A 17,467-nucleotide genomic window follows, 5' to 3' on the forward strand; every position below is an offset into this window, starting at 1 on the left:
ATTCAACTGGGCCTTCCAGAGCAGGGAAAACGAAGCTGATTACTGAACTGGTTGGTTTGTTGTGCGGCGAGATCGACTTTGAGCGGGACGGGATTCTTCCCGCTGTTATCGTCGATGCGGAAAACACCGGTCCTCATGGACGGTTTTCTACCAAAGCATTCACACTAAAGTTGCATCAGGCAGTCAGGCACCCCATTTATGGCAGCATAGGGGAGGAATTCAATGATGGGCCCGCGAATACCAAGGCTGAAAGGACCAATGAGCCCACGCTCCGTTTTGCACTGGAGAATGCCTTTCGCCTGAGAAAGACCCGATTCTTGTTTGTGGATGAGGCCCAACACGTCCGTTATGTAAGCAAGGATTCTCAGGGCGGCTACGCGGTAATGGACTCATGGAAATGCATGGCGAAAACCTGCGGGCTTGTGCTGGTTGTGGTGGGAGCCTATCCCATCCTCCAGGTAATAGGTCATTCACCGCATATGATCGGCAGGAAATCCCAGGTCCACCTCCCTCGATACTATGCAACGGATCATGATCTGGCGGAGTTTGGAAAAATCCTGGCCACCTACGACCAGATCATTGCGGACATTTCCTCAGAGCAGGTGCTGACTCATTCCGCTGAGATGCTATATCACGGTTCCCTTGGTTGTATCGGCCTCCTCCGCAATTGGCTTGGCCGTGCTGTTGCGCGTTCTCATGCAACGGGGAAGCAATTGTCACCTGCCTTGCTTAAGGAGGTCATGTTCTCCAAAGCTGATTTAGCTGCTATCTCCGAGGAGATCTACCAGGGTGAAAAGTTGTTCGAGCCAGCAGATGCACACTCGCAGTCATCCCGTGACCGAGCAATGAAGGTGATGCCACCAAAGAAAACGGGAAAACCATTTCAACGTAAGCCCAAGCGTTACGCACCGGGCAATCGGACAGGGGGAGATGGCTGATATGTTATTTCCAATCGAGCTAGAGGGTGCTGGAACCTGTGATGTTGAATCTCTGGCTTCCTATGTGTACCGGGTGGCGTATGAGCATGGAATATTCGTTGGCGAACTGCTGCGGCACATCAACAAACAAACGTCAGCGCTTACGCATCCTGATACTGAAACACAGCCTGTTCCCGCTTTTCTAAAAACCGCTGAGATGGTGAGAAATAATCGCTCCAGCGCAGCAATTCAGGGCGCTCTGGAGAAGCTGACTGGGCTGGAATTATCCCAGTCTCGACTCCTATTCATGACCAGCGATATTGGTAGGTCCCCCAATGAGGTTGCTCCAGGCTTCCGGTGGTGCCCTGAGTGCATGAGTGAGTGGCAGGCCCTGGGGCAGCAGCCCTTCTTCAAGCTGATCTGGCATCTGTCAGCTATTACTCACTGCCCGAGTCATCGCACCGAGCTGATATCCCAATGCGCATTCTGCAGTTGTAAGCAGACTGGCTACATAAGGAAAAGGGGGATTGGATTCTGTCAGCAATGCGGCAGCCACCTCGGCACCCGAAACCCGGACAAACCCGCGCCTGAAATTGCTCGTAGCTGGGAAATGAAAGGTGCAGATGTTCATCAGTTGTTCGTAGATATGGCGCAGTACCCTGTTTCAGATGATTTGATAGGCGGGATTTGGCGTTCTCTACGGGACTTGTTTGACCACTATTGGGGGAACGGTAAGGAGCTGGAGCTATATCAGGCATTCCCAAGAGATGAATGGATCAGCCTGTACCATAAACAGAAGCCCGTCAGCTTCAGTACGGCAAGGCGGCTTTGCTATGGGCTGGGGATTGATCTCTATACCCTGATATCAGGCAATGCGATCAATTCAACCCAGGTGCTGAGCCAGAAATGGCTGTGTGAGTTACCGGCGGGATTCTGCGAACGAAAGTCCAGGCAGAAGCGAAACCACGATGCGATTCAGTCCAAAATCCGTGGATACCTGGATCCCAGTGTCAGGCCGAAGCCGATGAAGGAAGTGGCGGCTGAGCTTAACGTCTCGGTTGGGTACCTTGAGTACCGCTACCCCACTGCAGTCAGTGCATTGGTCAAACGCCACCAATCGATGATTGCGGCCCAGCGACAAAGGACTCGAGAAAAGGCGCTGAATTCCGCCTTGCAGTATTTCACGGATTCATCCTACTCGGGGTATCCAAAATCCAGGAAGCAGGCCTACCTATACCTCAGGGAGGAAACGGGGCTGCCGAAGTTCCTGCTCAAGGGCGCGATTGGGGAGGTCTATTCGGTTCTCTATACATAGCTGTAGATATTGAGGAGCGGAATGCCCCTCAAAATACACGGATTAGCCCAGAGTTTATTTCAAAGACAGGCCGCTCAGAACTTCCCGGAAGCTGTTTAACCCAGCTTCCAGGTTTTCAATGATCTCTTCTGCGAGATCATCAGGCTCAGGCAAGTTATCCAGATCAGTCAGGCTTTTGTCTTTTAGCCAGAATAGATCCAGGCTGGTTTTGTCGCGTGCGAGCAATTCGTCAACCTTATATTTCCGCCAGCGTCCTTCGGGGTTCTTTTCCGGGTGCCAGGTCTCTTTGCGCTTGCTCGGACTTGCAGGGTTATAGCACTCTATAAAGTCAGCCAGATTCTCAAACCGCATTGGCTTTTTCTTTAGGGTGTGATGGATGTTGGTTCGGTAATCGTAAAACCAAACCTCTTTTGTCCATGCCTTGGGGCTGGCAGGCTGATTATCGAAAAATAACACGTTTGCCTTAACCCCCTGTGCGTAAAATATGCCAGTTGGTAAGCGCAGAATGGTATGCAGGGTTGTATTCTCTAACAGTTTCTTGCGAATCGTTTCACCTGCACCGCCCTCAAACAGTACGTTATCCGGCACGACAACAGCGGCTTTGCCAGTGGTCTTTAACATGCTACGAATATGCTGAACGAAATTGAGCTGTTTGTTGGAGGTTGTGGCCCAAAAGTCCTGGCGGTTATAAGTGAGCTCATCAGTCTCTTGCTCACCCTCTTCGTTGGTAAAGCTCATAGAACTTTTTTTGCCAAACGGTGGATTGGCGAGCACATAGTCTACGCTAACGGGGCTGGCCGCGATTAGCGCGTCATTAGGGGATACCAGACTATCGCCATCAATTTCCCCGATGTTGTGTAAAAACATATTCATTAAACACAGGCGGCGGGTATTGGCGACGATTTCATTGCCATGGAAGGTGCTGTGCTTCAGGAATTGCTTTTGCTCTTTGTCGAGAGAATAGTTTTCTGAATTGGTTAGAAAGTCGTAGGCTGCCAGAAAAAATCCACCTGTGCCGCATGAAGGGTCGGCAATGGTTTTGCCAGGTTCTGGCCGAACGCACTCTACCATGGCGCGAATCAATGCTCTCGGTGTGAAATACTGGCCCGCACCAGACTTGGTATCTTCAGCGTTCTTTTCCAGTAACCCTTCATAGATATCACCTTTGACATCTGTACCCATCATTATCCACTGGGTGCTGTCGATCATATCGATCAGGCGGTACAACTTGGCTGGGTCTTGAATCTTGTTCTGCGCTTTGGTGAAAATTTGGCCAAGCATGCCTTTCTGCTTGCCCAGCTCACGCAACAACTCCACATAAAGCACCTCTAGCTCCGCGCCTTTCTTACTGGTCAGCGCCTGCCAGTTGTACTTTGCAGGAATACCCACATCACGGGAATAAGGTGGCTTGGCGTATTCATCAGCCATCTTCAGAAAGATCAGATACGTCAGCTGTTCAAGATAGTCGCCATAGCCCACGCCATCGTCGCGAAGGGTAGTGCAGAAGCTCCAGACTCTGGAGATAATGGTTGATGTATTCATCTTTCTTGCTCTCTTATTAGTGGCATCAACGCCACTTAAATCTTTTATTCGATACCAACCGGTATGCCAATCTGGTTCGCAATCGGTGTGTATAAATCCACGTCAATATCTGGCGCATTAATTGATACGACCAGAGAGTACCTGATCCGTTGATCATATCGTTCAAGTACAGGTCTTGTTTTCCACCAACCCAGCGAGGGGTAAACTGCAATGGCACCTCGACTCGCTAGCTCTGCCGCACTGCCTTTCCAAATATCTGAATGCAGCGAACCTTTATGCCGGTTCTTCTTGCCAATTACCCAGCTAGGGTCATTGTCGTTTCTATTCACACGCTCTTCATCGTCTCTGGCAGCGGCATTGATTCGGGCGCGGAAGTCAGCCTCACTTTCCAGCGGGCGTTTTACATCAAAACGAAGGCCGTGGGACTCATACCGATAGCGCGAGGTCACGCCACGGGCAGAAGGGTTGGGCTCGATAAAGTAAGACAAGGTTACCCGCATTTCTACCTGCGCCTCACCTAACGCCTCAAGCTCTGCCAATGGCCATGGTAATTGGTGCAGGTTCATATCTCGTAGCTGCGGTTCTTTGCCCCGTTCGCGTTTGAATGGATGTAGAAATTCCTCGCAAATCATGGTCAACGAGTTGTCGGCGCTCCATAGGGCTCTATCGAGGTTTGGCTCCCCGAATCCACAGTGTCTCACCAATTCGATTGTTTGAGCCTTGGTTGGAGCCCCTCTTGCGGGTAGAAACATACGCTTCATCGCGTCAGTCCACTGCGCGGAATGCACGATCAGTCCGCGAATGCTTTCTGGCCAAAGGTTAGAGTATCTGGCCATTAACTGGGCCGCCATTCGTGCGCAAAGGGCTGAAGCGGCACTGGTGGCATTGCTCGTGGTCAGCAGGCGTTCAGCTGGATTTGCATGGGTTGTCAGCAGACTTAGGCTTGGCATCCAGGCGGCACCTAAACCGTCCTTTGCCACATTGCCACCTTCGAACACCACATCGGGCTTTAATGGCCAATGTGCTTGCCATGTTTGCGATGTAGTACTAAAAGGGCTTAATCCGCCAACTTCCGCTATAGGAGAGTAGTGATTCGCATCTGCCTCTGTGATTCTTGCCTGGTTGGTCATGGCACCCACAGTCAAAGCATTCCATGCCTGCGCCGGATCATGAATGCCGTCGGAGCCATTGCTGTGCGGGTATTCCATCCAGGCATTAGGATCTTTAATGTTACCGGCAGATATCACAAATAATTTTGACGTCTCGCCTTGTGCGTCTGCATCATAGGCAAGCCGATCGATGGTTGCGGACCAGGCAGAAGGCCGCCCCCGGTCGCGATTGTCTCTGGCGGTAATCGCCATACTGAAAACCCGTTTGCGGTGTGGCGCAGTAACCGCTGGCCGATCAACCGCCTCTGAGGTCAGGTAGCCATGCAGAATGGCGTCACCGCCATTGGCTCCATCTTCTGGCAACAACTTAACCGATTCCAAGCGATGAGAAACCGATACTGGCATCTGAGTTGAGAGCGCGTCGGTCAGATTGCCCAGCAGGGCAAGGCCTGCCATCTCTGTACCATGCCCCTCGCCATCATCTAACCCCCAGGCAGGTTCAACACTGTGTTTATCCGCATTAGTGATTGCTTGTTGCAATAACGGGTGGCCATTGTTTACCCCAGTATCAAGCAGGCATACATAGGGCACCTCAGCACCGTCAGCGGGCAAGGTTAAGCGGTCGTTTAACTCATTAATCCACTGTGGCTGTTCTTCTGGATTTAAAGAATCAAAAAATTCTGCTGTTTCTTTAGCTCGACGCAATTCTGCGATGCTGTTTAACGCCATCATCGAGCGCTTCATTTGACCGACCGAGCCATATACCAGCAGTACAGAGCGTTCTGGGAAAAAGAGCTCGCCAGGCGCAATGCGGAAGTTCAGGCCAGTTGCCGTTTTCCGGAACTGATTTACAACACCTTGGCGATCGCCTCGCGTCGGCAGCCACACCTCCCACCAGAGGTGTTCTTCGTCTGCCGTTGGCATAGCCTCGGGTGAATCAGTCCACAGGGCTTGCAATGTGGCCGCACGAATATCCGAAATAGCATTCAGTAACTTGCTATGTGCAGGGCCACTCTTTTTGTCCTTGCTGTCATCCAAATAGGAAGTAATGAGTTTCTCGAAGAACTCTAGCTTGCCATCAGGCACAAAGACCGTAGCAAATGTCTTATGGCCGTCGTGGCGGACATTGCGAAGTTCGATACCTGATCGTTCGCGGGCAAGGGATTCAAAAGCCAGCTCAACATCCGGGAAGCTTTCAAACTCAATTTGCAGACCGAATCCTTCGTCAATCCCAGCTTCTCGCTGTTGATCCGCCGCTTCGGCTAACACCGGCGTCAGTTGCTGTAGCTTACTCTGAAGGGCACTGCCATGGGCTGCCCGGTCTCTATCAGGTATCTGCTTACCACCACCGCCTTTTGAAGGCGATGTAAAGCTTTCGGTATGTGCGCTATTTTGAAAAATAAAATGCGGGTGGTTATTCGGCTCCCTTTCCGCCATGCGATATCCTTATCGTTAACTGCTTTTATTCAATCGGTTGGAAAGCCTGCGGCGTTCTTCCAGCGCTTGCGAAATATCTTGTTCGGATATTTTTTCTGCGCGCTCAATTAGCGCTGTTTTCAACACTTCATCAGCGGCACGAGTGAGCTCTGCATAGCTCAAGCCAAGTGCTTTATCGGCCAAACGTTTCCAAGAGGTATTTTTAACTGCCAGGCGGGATAGGCGCGATTTCAGCACACTGGCAATGTGTGCTTCATCCGGCAACTCGTAATGCAGCAGATCATCAAAGCGGCGGAACAGGGCGTTATCCAGAATATCCGGGTGGTTGGTGGCTCCAATGATCAGGCTATGCGAGTCATCTTGCTCAATCATCTGCAAAAAGCTGTTAAGAATACGACGCACCTCGCCCACATCATTTGCCAAACCCCGTTGCGAGCCGATGGCATCGAACTCATCAAAGAAATACACGCCGCGAGCATGGAGGGTAGACTCGAAGATCTGCCGCAGTTTGGCGGCGGTCTCACCCATAAACTTGGTGATCAGCCCGTCGAGACGCACCTGAAACAACGGCAGGCCCAGTTCACCCGCCAACACCGAAGCTGTCATGGTTTTGCCCGTACCGGGCGGGCCGACTAACAGCAGTTTGCGCCGTGGGGATAATCCGTGGGACAGGATCTCAGCCGCATGGCGCTGCTCGCGGATAATCCGCTCCAACTGCATGGCAAGTTCGTTATTGAGCACCATATCCCCCAGGCGAGATTTGGGGTAACTTACACTCAGCAAGTTAGCTAGTTCACCCCTTGGCTTGCTGATGGGCACCGCCTTGCTATCTGGACTATTCCCCGTCACGGCCGCCCGGCGGGATTTGGCCTGATCCACCAGCGCCCGCAACTCCTCGGCCAGCTTGCCGTGGCCACGCTTGGCCTCATGGGCTGCCACCTGCATGGCGACAGAATAAAAACGGTTTTCGTCGCCCTCCAGATGAGACTGGAGCAGCGCCTTTAATTGGTCTGCACTGGCCATTATGGGGTCCTCCTCAATATGAGGTTATTGTACCTTTTCGGGTTGCCGATCACGATCAAAAACATCAGGAGGCCACCTTGGGCTTTCGGCCCCGTTTGGTGCCTGACTTTGCAGCAGCCTTGGGTTTGACCGAAGCCTTCTGAGCGGCTTTCTCCGCCGCCTTTTCGGCTTGTATACGCTCCAGCAATTCACTGGCAGGCTCGTCGCTGGGATCTTGAGGAACTAACTGACCGGAGAAGGCTTTTTTCAGGATGGATTGGCGTAGGGTTTTGGCTCTTTTTAGCTCCTTAGATATGCAATCTTCAACCGAATCCAGTTCAGAATTAATAACATCAACTTTGTTAACGATTGCTTTTTGTTCTTCTAAACTGCAAATAGGAAGGATAATATTTACCATCCGAGTAAGACCAAGGTCTTGGTTACCAACGCCATGAGTGTATTTCTGTGATTGAACGTAGCAATCTGGTGAATTGAGCGCATGCTGCAAATAAAAAGGATTTACTGACTCTGTAACCTTTAATACGGCAACATGCACCCATACGTTAAATTCAATATCATAAGTATTAACGCGAGCAATGCCAGTAGTTCCGCCTTTCGTGTAAAGAATATCGCCGATAGCAGGTTTACATCGTTTTGATAATTCTTCATGAAGATCTTCAGAAATATATTTGACGTTTTCAAAGTCTATTCCTGAAGGTCTAACGTTTCCGCCAGTAATGAATGGTATTCCGGAATCACAATACTTCGGGCTATAGTGAGGACCGTCTTTTACTGACCACGTGAGTTGTCCAAGTTTTACCCATTGCCATGTGTTTGGACGTTCTGGGAAGAGTTCTAACTCTTCTTTAGTAGGATTTTCGGTTTGGCCTAGTGCTCTTGGCTTCCCCGGCTTTTTCCCTTCTTTACCATTCGCTTCCCACGCCTTCACAGCCGCTTTCCAGTCTTCCAGTTGTTGCTGGTAGCAGGTTTCGCGTTCTTGCTGAATGCGGGCGAGGAGTTGTTCGGGGGATTCCAGCTTAGCGGCATTCTCTTCACGCCACTTTGCAGTGAGCTTGCCTTCAAAGGCGTGTTTGAGCACGGCCTGGCGGTAGACATTGAGTTGTTCACGTGCTGTTTTTAACGCGGCAATGCCGTTGTCCAGTTCGGATAATAGCTCTTCGATTTTGGCGACGATGCGTTTTTGTTCGTTGGTTGGAGGTAGTGGAAAATGTGTTGCCTCTAAAAATGAAGTCGGCACGCGGCGCTGTCCTACAGCACCTGTCATATTGTGCTCAGCCTCAACACGAAACCACTTTGAAGATACGTAGTAATATAAAAGCTCTGGCGAGACTCCTACAGGAGCTCTGATGACATGAAATTCGGTAGAGCCGAAACCTAAATCATTTTTTAGCTTCGGAATTACTGCTACTTTTCCATTTTCCATGCAGGGTGTGATTTTCGCGAAAATCACGTCTCTTTCTAAAAATCCTGTATATCCCTTTTTGACTTCTTTGAAGTGTCTACAAATCGAGATATCTATACGACCAGATTCTGCTTCCACTGCTGGCATAGGAACAAAGGAAACGAGAGTTTCATCCTCAATATTCCTTTTGTCTATTGTAGGGTTTATGGCCGCGATCTCGCTGAGCGGGGTGACTTTCCATGAGTCTGGTAATTGTTCTTTGATCACGCCACCAACTCCCGATTCAATTCCTCAATCACCCAGTCCATCTTGTCACTAAACTGCTGGTACATGCCCATTAATCCGCCTTTGGCATCGAAGGGCGTCATATCCAGATCATCGCGTTCAAAGTGAAAGGAGCTGGCGATATGATCGCGAATGGCTTGCAGCCATTGCATTTGTTGTTCATTAAATTTTTCGGAATTACCTGAGTGGTACTTCATGATCCAATCCTGAAAATTCTTTCTTACGGTGCTACCAAAGGGCGTAATTGCGCTATCGATGCCGCACACTCGGCGAACCAGCGCCACCAAGGCGGTAAGCTCAGTCAGTGGATTCTCGCCCGTGTAATTATCGAGGTGAGCGTAAGCCTGCCAGATACGTAACGGTGCTAGCTTGGGGCGATCCTGCTTGAGCTTTTCCAACAGGGCTTTGATTTGCGGGTAGGTTACTTCGCTACGGCGTGCAGGTGTGTTGAAGTAGATGGCAAGCGCATCTACTTCATCTGCTTGTTCTTTCAAGTAGTCCGCAAACTCCTGCGTAAGCACCTTTGCGTTTTCGGTGGTTTCACCATCCCATTCCGCTTTTATCAGTTCGTCCAGGTCATCATGAACGATGATTTGTTCTTTATCGCGGCGGATGGAATCAATCAGTTCGATCAATTCCCCGTTAAACACATTGGCTACCTGACTGACCAGTTGTTGTTGGGCCTTATTGCGGGCATCGTCACCGGGGTTGGTTCCCACAGGTTGCCCAGCAATTTCCACTGCTTTTTGCTCTACGCGGTCGCCGTCGATGGCGTTGAAGAGTTCACCCACAATCATCAGGAGTGGCGTGCCACCGGCTTTTTCCGCAATGCGGGCTCGTTCTTTGTCATCCAGTTGTTTGTCTAGTCGTGCCAGGCGCCCGGCAAGTGAAGAAACCGTATCGCTGTCACTGGCCCCCATCATCACACCCATGGCCAGATCTTTCAGCGGCACGCTGGGTTTGGTGATCAGCGGTTGGCTGGCGGTCTTAACCGATTTGGTCACACCAATCGCATCAACTATGACGTAATGGGTTTTGGCGCTTTGCGCCGATGGTGTGACCTTTTGCAGGCTGTCTTTATCCAGTGTGCGGGTACCGCGCCCCTTCATTTGTTCAAAGTAGTTTTTGCTTTTGACATCGCGCATAAATAGTAGGCATTCCAGCGCCTTTACATCGGTGCCCGTGGCTATCATATCGACGGTGACCGCTATACGTGGGTAGTAATCATTGCGGAACTGGGCGAGCACGGATTTCGGGTCCTCACCTTTTTGAATGACGTTACCTTCGGCATCGGTTTTGTCATTGGCAACACGGTAGGTAACCTTTTTGCAAAACTGGTTGCTTTCGCCAAACTCCTCACGCACGGTTTGAATGATGTCATCGGCGTGGCTGTCAGTTTTGGCAAAGATCAGGGTCTTGGGTGCCTCTTTACGACCAGGGAAAATGGTCGGCAGTGCGTCCCTGAAGGTTTTAATGACGGTACGGATTTGGTCAGGGTTAACAATGTCGCGATCAAGCTGTTTGGCCGTGTAGGCTTCGTTCTGATCTTGTTGCTCCCAGCGTTTTCGGCGAGTTGTGCGCTCGCGTCGTTCTATCTGCTGTTTGGCTTCGATCTTGCCGCCTTGCTTGGTCTTTTCCGTTTCGATGACAAAGATCTCGTTACCGACGTTAACACCGTCGGCCACGGCTTTTTCATGGTCGTATTCACTAACAACATTTTTGCGGAAGAAACCATAGGTGCGATTGTCGGGCGTGGCGGTCAGACCAACCAGATAGGCATCAAAGTATTCCAGCACCTGCCTCCACAAGTTGTAAATTGAACGGTGACATTCATCAATGATGATCACATCGAAAAACTCGGGCGGGATCTTTTCGTTGTACACGACCGGCAGCGGCTCTTTGGGCTTTGTGAATTGCTCTGCCGGATTCTGTTCTTCGAGTGATTCGTCCAACGGCTCGTCTTTTAAAATGGAATACATGCGTTGGATAGTGCTAATACAGACTTGGGCATCTTTGGCGATGTATTGATTCTTCAGCCGCTGTACCGTGTAAAGTTCGGTGAATTTACGGTTGTCGTCATTTGGCACGAAGCTCATGAACTCTTGCTCTGCCTGCTCACCTAGATTCTTGGTATCCACCAGGAAGAGAATGCGATTGGCGCTCACGGGCTCGCGTAATAGGCGATAACTGGCTGTAATCGCGGTAAACGTTTTTCCGGAGCCTGTGGCCATCTGTACCAAGGCGCGGGGTTTGTCTTCCTTAAAGGATTCTTCCAGTTTAGTGATAGCTTTAATCTGGCATTTACGCAGACCTTCTTTGATCAATGGTTGGAAATCCTGCAAACGCCCCCGCAGACTTTTGGGCTCTTTAAGCCACTTAGCAAGCGTTTCCGGGCGATGAAAGTTAAACAGTTCGCGGGAACGAGGGTGTGGATCTAAACCATCAGTAAAGCGGGTAATGACTCCTGTGCTTTCATACACGAAGCGCAAAGGCTGGCTATTGTTTACCCATTTCAATGTAGCATTGGCATACCCTTGAGACTGATCTTCAACCGTTGTGATCTTCTCACCCCAGGCTTCGGGTTTGGCTTCAATTACGCCCGCTGCCTGCTTGTCTACAAACAGCACGTAATCAGCAGGGCCAACATCGGTTTGGTATTCGCGGACGGCCACACCCATGGAAGCAGAGAAATCGATTTCCTTTTTGTCCTGTACGACCCATCCAGCTTTCGCAAGCAGAGCATCTATCTGGTCACGGGCCTTTTGTTCAGGGTTCTGATTGACCATGATTCACTTCCCCCATTTACTGATTGGCGTTGAGCTTTGTTGTCTGATTCGTACGCTCTAGCAGCTCACCAATACCGCAGTCGAATAATTCACACAATTTATCAATGGCTTCCAGATCCACTTTCTGGGCGGTCTCTTTATAAAGCAGGGTTACCGTGGCCCGGCTTAACCCCGTTTCTCTGGCAACGTCGGCAATACGCATTTTGTGCTCGCCCATCATGCGGGCGAGATGGCAGCGGATCATGGCTGTGCCTCTGGTACTTTTGTTTTAGGGATAAAGCCCGAGAGTACCATGAAATGACAAATGGAGTGACAAATTGTCATTTTGGCTTAAATTATGGAAGGTGAGGGTTGTGGTTTGTGCGGATGTGAATGAGGGCGGACAAACTATGCCAACATTATCACCATAGTTTGTCCAAAACGGCCAAACTATGGTTACAAGAACAGCTAATTGTGCGTGGGAAAGAAATTGGTGGGCCCACCAGGACTTGAACCTGGGACCAATCGATTATGAGTCGACTGCTCTAACCAACTGAGCTATAGGCCCGAAAGAGTTGCCTGACGCCGGATGCTCGACGCCTGACGCTGCCACGCTGATGCGCGGGCAAGGATTATAACGTGTATTCGAAGCAGGGAAAGGTCGATCCTTTTTTATTATCAACCCGGGCTGCGCAGCAGCCCGGGTTGCGTCTTGCATCCGGCATCCAGCGTCCGGCGTAATATTTACAGATCGCCGTCCAGGAAGCTGCGCAGGTGTTCGCTGCGGCTCGGATGACGCAGCTTGCGCAGGGCCTTGGCTTCGATCTGACGGATACGCTCACGGGTCACGTCGAACTGCTTGCCCACTTCCTCGAGGGTGTGGTCAGTGTTCATGTCGATACCGAAACGCATGCGCAGTACCTTGGCTTCACGGGCGGTGAGGTTGGCCAGGACTTCGCGGGTGGCTTCTTCCAGGCCCAGCGAGGTGGCGGAGTCCACCGGGGATTCCATGTTGCCGTCTTCGATAAAGTCGCCCAGGCTGGAATCTTCATCGTCACCGATGGGGGTTTCCATGGAGATCGGCTCTTTGGCGATCTTCAATACCTTGCGGACCTTGTCTTCCGGCATTTCCAGGCGCACGCCCAGCTCTTCCGGGGTCGGCTCACGGCCCATTTCCTGCAGCATCTGGCGCTGTACCCGGTTGATCTTGTTGATGGTCTCGATCATGTGTACCGGAATACGAATGGTGCGTGCCTGATCCGCAATGGAGCGGGTAATGGCCTGACGGATCCACCAGGTAGCGTAGGTGGAGAACTTGTAACCACGACGGTATTCAAACTTGTCCACGGCTTTCATCAGGCCGATGTTGCCTTCCTGGATCAGGTCGAGGAACTGCAGGCCGCGGTTGGTGTACTTCTTGGCGATGGAGATCACCAGACGCAGGTTGGCTTCCACCATTTCTTTCTTGGCACGGCGTGCCTTGGCTTCACCGATGGAAATACGACGGTTGATTTCCTTGATGTCCGCCACCGGCAGACCAATGATGTCTTCGATGGTGGAGATCTTGCGCTGGGAGCGCTGGATGTCTTCCTTCACTGCGCCAAGCTTGTCGGCAATGGTTTTGCCTTTCTTGGTCTTCAGCTGGGTGTCCACCCACTCCATGTCGGTTTCGTTGCCGGGGAACTGCTTGATGAAATCCTTGCGGTCCATGCCGCCACGACGGATGGCCGCGGACATGATCTGACGCTCGAACTTGCGCACCAGGTCCAGGTTGTTGCGAGCGCCCACCAGCATTTCGTCATAAATGCGCGGTACCAGTTTGAACAGGGTGAAGTGCTCGGCCAGGGCTTCCAGCGCCTTGGCGCTGCTGGCGTGGTCGCGACCATTACGCTTGAGGGAACGCTCGGCTTTTTCATGGAGTTTTTTCAGCGTGTCGAAACGCTCGGCGGCCAGTACCGGATCCAGGCCGCCTTCATCTTCGTCATCATCATCGTCGTCGCTGTCGTCTTTGTCCTTGTCGTCAGCGTCTTCGTTCTTCTCTTCCTTCTTGGCTTTCTCCGCGAAGGTGGGTTCCTTGTTGGCGTTGGTGGCCGCAGCCCCATCGTCATTGGGATCCAGATAACCGGCGATGATATCGGTGAGTTTGCGTTCTTCGTTTTCCACGCGGGCGTATTCGTCGATCAGCATGTCGACAGCGCCAGGCCAGAAGGCCAGGGCATGCATCACTTCACGGGTGCCTTCTTCGATACGCTTGGCGATTTCGATTTCGCCTTCACGGGTCAGCAGTTCCACGGTACCCATTTCGCGCATGTACATGCGCACCGGGTCGGTGGTGCGGCCGGGCTCGTTCTCAACAGAGGCCAGCACGGCAGCCGCTTCTTCGGCGGCCACTTCATCGGTGCTGTCGGCGCTTTCATCGATCATCAACTGATCGGCATCGGAGGCCTTTTCGACCACGGTGATGCCCATGTCGTTGATCATCTGAATGATGTCTTCTACCTGATCAGTGTCGGTGATGGAGTCAGGCAGGTGGTCGTTCACTTCGGCGTAAGTCAGGTAGCCCTGTTCCTTGCCGAGGGCGATCAACAGCTTCAGCTGTGATTGTTGCTGCTGCTTTTGAGTCGTCATGCAATAAAGCCCGTCGTCGTGATGATGCCGTGGGGAAACGGCGTATTATACTCGCAGATGGGGGCTACGGCCAGTGATTGCAAGGGTTTGGGGCAGTGAACAGTTAACAGTGAACAGTTAACAGTTGATTGAAAATCAAAGGGTTGCGCTGCGGCGGCGCTCTCAGTGGCGTCGCGGAGGGGCTGTCGTTATTCCGGGGCCGCTAGTCGAAAGGCTTGCGGGCGTGCTGGCGGGCTTCGGCCAGGGCCTTGTGCAGCTCCTGCCAGTGGGCTGCGTCGGGGATGCCTGCCTGCTCCACTTCCATCAATGCCGCTTCCAGGCGGGCCACTTCCAGTTGCGAGAGGGCGTCCTGCCACAGTCGTGTGGCCATGGTTTCTTCCATGGGCGGCTTGAGGCTGGCCTTGAGCAGTCGGGACAGGGTTTCTCCCTGCTCCAGCGCCATCAGGGCGCCCAGCAGCGAGGCCGGGTGTTGGTGTTTCTGGCACAGCCCGGCCACCTGGATCAGCAGATCAATATGCGGCACCGGGAGCTGCTCCACCCCTTCCGGCAGGGGGTGTGTGTCCACCAGGGCAGGGTAGTCCAGCAGTACCAGCACCAGCCGTTCGGCCATGGTCAGTGGCCCCTTGCGGCGGCCGCTGTCCTGACGAGGGGTGGGGGGGCTATCCAGACTGCCGGGAAAGTCGTCACCGGGGTAGAAATCGTCATCACCCTGCGGCGGCATATCCGCCCAGTCCGGCGGTGGCGGTTGGTCATCGCCGACATAACCGTCATCCATGGCGGGGCGCTGCGGGGCATTCTGCGGTGCCGGTTGTGGCTTTGCGGGCTCCGGTTTGGCCGGTTTCAGCTGGATCAGCGATTCCTTGTCCAGTCGTGTCAGTTGGGCCAGCTCTTCGGTGAGCAGGGCGCGATAAACCGGGCCGGCGGGCTTGTCCAGATAGGGCAGGGCAAGGCGGGCCAGGCGGGCGCGGCCATCCACGGTGTTCAGATCCAGGCCTTCGGACAGGTGCCGAAACAGGTAGGTGGACAGGGCGTCGGCCTTGTCAGTCATGGCGCGCAGGGCTTCCGGGCCCTGGGTGCGTACCAGGGTGTCGGGATCCTCACCGTCAGGCAGGAACAGGAAACGCACCTGTTTGCCGTCATCCAAAGCCGGTAGCAGGGATTCCAGTGCCCGCCAGGCGGCGCGCACCCCGGCCTTGTCACCATCGAAACAGAGAATCACTTCATCCACCTGGCGGAAGAGCTTGCGGGCATGGTCCTCGGTGGTGGCGGTGCCCAGGGTGGCGACCACGTTGGGGACGCCGTACTGATGCAGGGCGATCACGTCCATGTAGCCTTCCACCACATAGAGGCGTTCGCTGCGGTCGCGGCTCTGGCGCCACTCCCACAACCCGTAGAGCTCTTCGCCCTTGTGGAAAACCGGGGTTTCCGGGCTGTTCAGGTATTTGGGCTTGCCGTCGCCCAGCAGGCGGCCCCCAAAGCCGATGGTGCGGCCACGGGTATCGCGGATGGGGAAGATGATCCGGTCGCGGAACTTGTCGTAAACCCGGCCCGTGTCCTCCCGGCGCACCAGCAAGCCGGCGGTAAGCGCCTGTTCCAGGCCGGCTTCGGTGAGTGAAAGGCCGCTGATCAGGTTGTCAAAACCGGGCGGAGCAAAGCCCAGGGCAAAACGTTTGGCGATTTCACCACTCAGCCCGCGGCCTTTCAGGTAGTTCACCGCCTTCTGCTTTTCCGGTGCCTGGCGCAACTGCTGGGCATAGAAATGTTCCGCCCGGCTGAGCAGGTCATAGAGTGATTGCAGTCGATCCTTGCGTTGACGGTCGGCGGCGGTTTCCGGACGACTCTCCGGCACTTCCATGCCGGCCCGGCTGGCCAGCTGTTTGACGGCCTCCGGGAAGCTCATGTGCTCGTAGTCCATCAGGAAGCCCACGGCGTTGCCCTTGGCGCCACAACCAAAGCAATAGTAGAACTGCTTGTCCGGGGCCACGGTGAAAGAGGGCGTCTTTTCCTGATGGAAGGGGCAGCAGGCGCTGTAGTTGCGACCGGTCTTTTTCAGGGGCACGCGGGAATCGATCAACTCCACCAGATCGGTGCGAGCCAACAGGTCCTGAATGAAATTATCCGGTATGCGCGCCATGGGAATGATTTTGCCAGAAGGCCGGCTATCTAAACAGAAACAGGAGCGGAAAGGCAGTTAATAGTTAACAGTGAATAGTTAACAGCGAAACCGGGAAGTCAGGATGTCGGGTGTTGGCGGCTTAGCTGTTCAGCTTGGCGCGAACTTTGCCGCTGGCGGCGCCCATGTCGGCACGGCCCTGGAATTTCGGCTTGAGAATACCCATGACCTTGCCCATGTCCTGCATACCGGATGCGCCGGTGCTGGAGATGGCCTCATCGATCAGAGCGTCGATTTCAGCATCGGTGAGCGGTTCGGGGAGAAATTCCTGGAGCACGGCGATTTCCGCTTCTTCCACTTCGGCCAGGTCGGCGCGATCGGCTTCACGGTATTGGGTCGCAGAGTCCTTGCGCTGCTTGATCAGCTTGTCGAGCAGGGCCAGTACACGCTCGTCATTGGGTTCGATGCGTTCGTCTACTTCAATCTGCTTGATCGCTGCCAGCGCCATACGAAAAACGCCAAGACGTGCTTTTTCTTTTGCACGCATGGCGTCTTTCATGGCTGCAGTGAGCTGCTCCTTGAGCGCACTCATCAGACGTCTCTACTCAGCAGTGCTTAGTAAAGGCGCTTGCGTGCGAGCTGCTCACGCTGCAGTTTTTTCAGGTGACGCTTGACGGCTGCGGCACGCTTACGCTTACGCTCTTGAGTGGGCTTCTCGTACTGTTCGCGACGACGCACTTCAGACAGGATGCCCGCTTTTTCACAGCCACGCTTGAACCGGCGCAGGGCCACGTCAAACGGTTCGCCTTCTTTCACCTTCACCTGAGGCATGAAGAATCACCTTCCTAGAAATTTGAGTTTATGGATTCGCTGCGGGCTCAGGTGTCCCATTTGCAGCGAGGGCGCGATTTTACCTAAGTCGCCGGGAAAT

At 53.1% G+C, this 17,467-nt stretch carries 11 protein-coding genes, 1 tRNA gene and 1 pseudogene; 2 read left to right on the forward strand and 11 right to left on the reverse strand.

The features are described 5' to 3' along the window. Nucleotides 1–17: 17 nt before the first annotated feature. Nucleotides 18–938 (forward strand): annotated as a pseudogene (locus tag HF945_RS02870) (hypothetical protein); the annotation flags it as partial. Then, on the forward strand, nucleotides 931–2,232 hold the full coding sequence (locus HF945_RS02875; protein ID WP_290524257.1) for a TniQ family protein: 1,302 nt from the start codon (nucleotides 931–933) through the stop codon (nucleotides 2,230–2,232). The pseudogene HF945_RS02870 and the gene HF945_RS02875, both read left to right, overlap by 8 nt. Nucleotides 2,233–2,286: 54 nt before the next feature. Here HF945_RS02875 and HF945_RS02880 read toward each other — a convergent pair whose 3' ends face one another. From HF945_RS02880 to rpsU, 11 genes are all read right to left on the reverse strand, one after another. Then, the gene (locus HF945_RS02880) at nucleotides 2,287–3,774 is read right to left on the reverse strand and encodes a class I SAM-dependent DNA methyltransferase (protein WP_290524258.1); all 1,488 of its coding nucleotides are present in this window, start codon (nucleotides 3,772–3,774) and stop codon (nucleotides 2,287–2,289) included. 44 nt (nucleotides 3,775–3,818) lie between these two features. Next, on the reverse strand, nucleotides 3,819–6,320 hold the full coding sequence (locus HF945_RS02885; protein ID WP_290524259.1) for a S8 family peptidase: 2,502 nt from the start codon (nucleotides 6,318–6,320) through the stop codon (nucleotides 3,819–3,821). A gap of 15 nt (nucleotides 6,321–6,335) precedes the next feature. Next, complete coding sequence (locus HF945_RS02890) at nucleotides 6,336–7,343, reverse strand: ATP-binding protein (RefSeq protein ID WP_290524260.1); 1,008 nt, start codon at nucleotides 7,341–7,343, stop codon at nucleotides 6,336–6,338. Between the two features lie 64 nt (nucleotides 7,344–7,407). Then, entirely contained in the window at nucleotides 7,408–9,012 is a 1,605-nt protein-coding gene (locus HF945_RS02895; protein WP_290524261.1) for a restriction endonuclease subunit S, read from the reverse strand. After that, nucleotides 9,009–11,816 (reverse strand): DEAD/DEAH box helicase family protein, encoded by a 2,808-nt coding sequence (locus tag HF945_RS02900; RefSeq protein WP_290524262.1) that lies wholly within the window; start codon nucleotides 11,814–11,816, stop codon nucleotides 9,009–9,011. Before HF945_RS02900 ends, HF945_RS02895 begins: the two co-directional genes overlap by 4 nt. Before the next feature lie 16 nt (nucleotides 11,817–11,832). Next, complete coding sequence (locus HF945_RS02905; protein WP_290524263.1) at nucleotides 11,833–12,060, reverse strand: helix-turn-helix transcriptional regulator; 228 nt, start codon at nucleotides 12,058–12,060, stop codon at nucleotides 11,833–11,835. 226 nt (nucleotides 12,061–12,286) lie between these two features. After that, nucleotides 12,287–12,363: transfer RNA gene (locus tag HF945_RS02910), tRNA-Ile, on the reverse strand. A gap of 176 nt (nucleotides 12,364–12,539) precedes the next feature. Next, nucleotides 12,540–14,423: an RNA polymerase sigma factor RpoD gene (rpoD, locus tag HF945_RS02915; protein WP_290524264.1), complete on the reverse strand. Its 1,884-nt coding sequence runs from the start codon at nucleotides 14,421–14,423 to the stop codon at nucleotides 12,540–12,542. Nucleotides 14,424–14,625: 202 nt separating this feature from the next. Then, nucleotides 14,626–16,557: a DNA primase gene (gene dnaG / locus HF945_RS02920; protein ID WP_290524265.1), complete on the reverse strand. Its 1,932-nt coding sequence runs from the start codon at nucleotides 16,555–16,557 to the stop codon at nucleotides 14,626–14,628. A 121-nt stretch (nucleotides 16,558–16,678) separates the two neighbouring features. Next, complete coding sequence (locus HF945_RS02925) at nucleotides 16,679–17,128, reverse strand: GatB/YqeY domain-containing protein (RefSeq protein WP_290524266.1); 450 nt, start codon at nucleotides 17,126–17,128, stop codon at nucleotides 16,679–16,681. Nucleotides 17,129–17,151: 23 nt separating this feature from the next. Further along, nucleotides 17,152–17,367 carry a 30S ribosomal protein S21 gene (rpsU, locus tag HF945_RS02930; protein WP_007148705.1) on the reverse strand — a complete coding sequence of 72 codons (216 nt, stop codon included), beginning with the start codon at nucleotides 17,365–17,367 and terminating at the stop codon, nucleotides 17,152–17,154. Between the last annotated feature and the right edge of the window lie 100 nt (nucleotides 17,368–17,467).

It is taken from the genome of Alcanivorax sp., from assembly GCF_017794965.1.
Lineage (GTDB): Bacteria > Pseudomonadota > Gammaproteobacteria > Pseudomonadales > Alcanivoracaceae > Alcanivorax.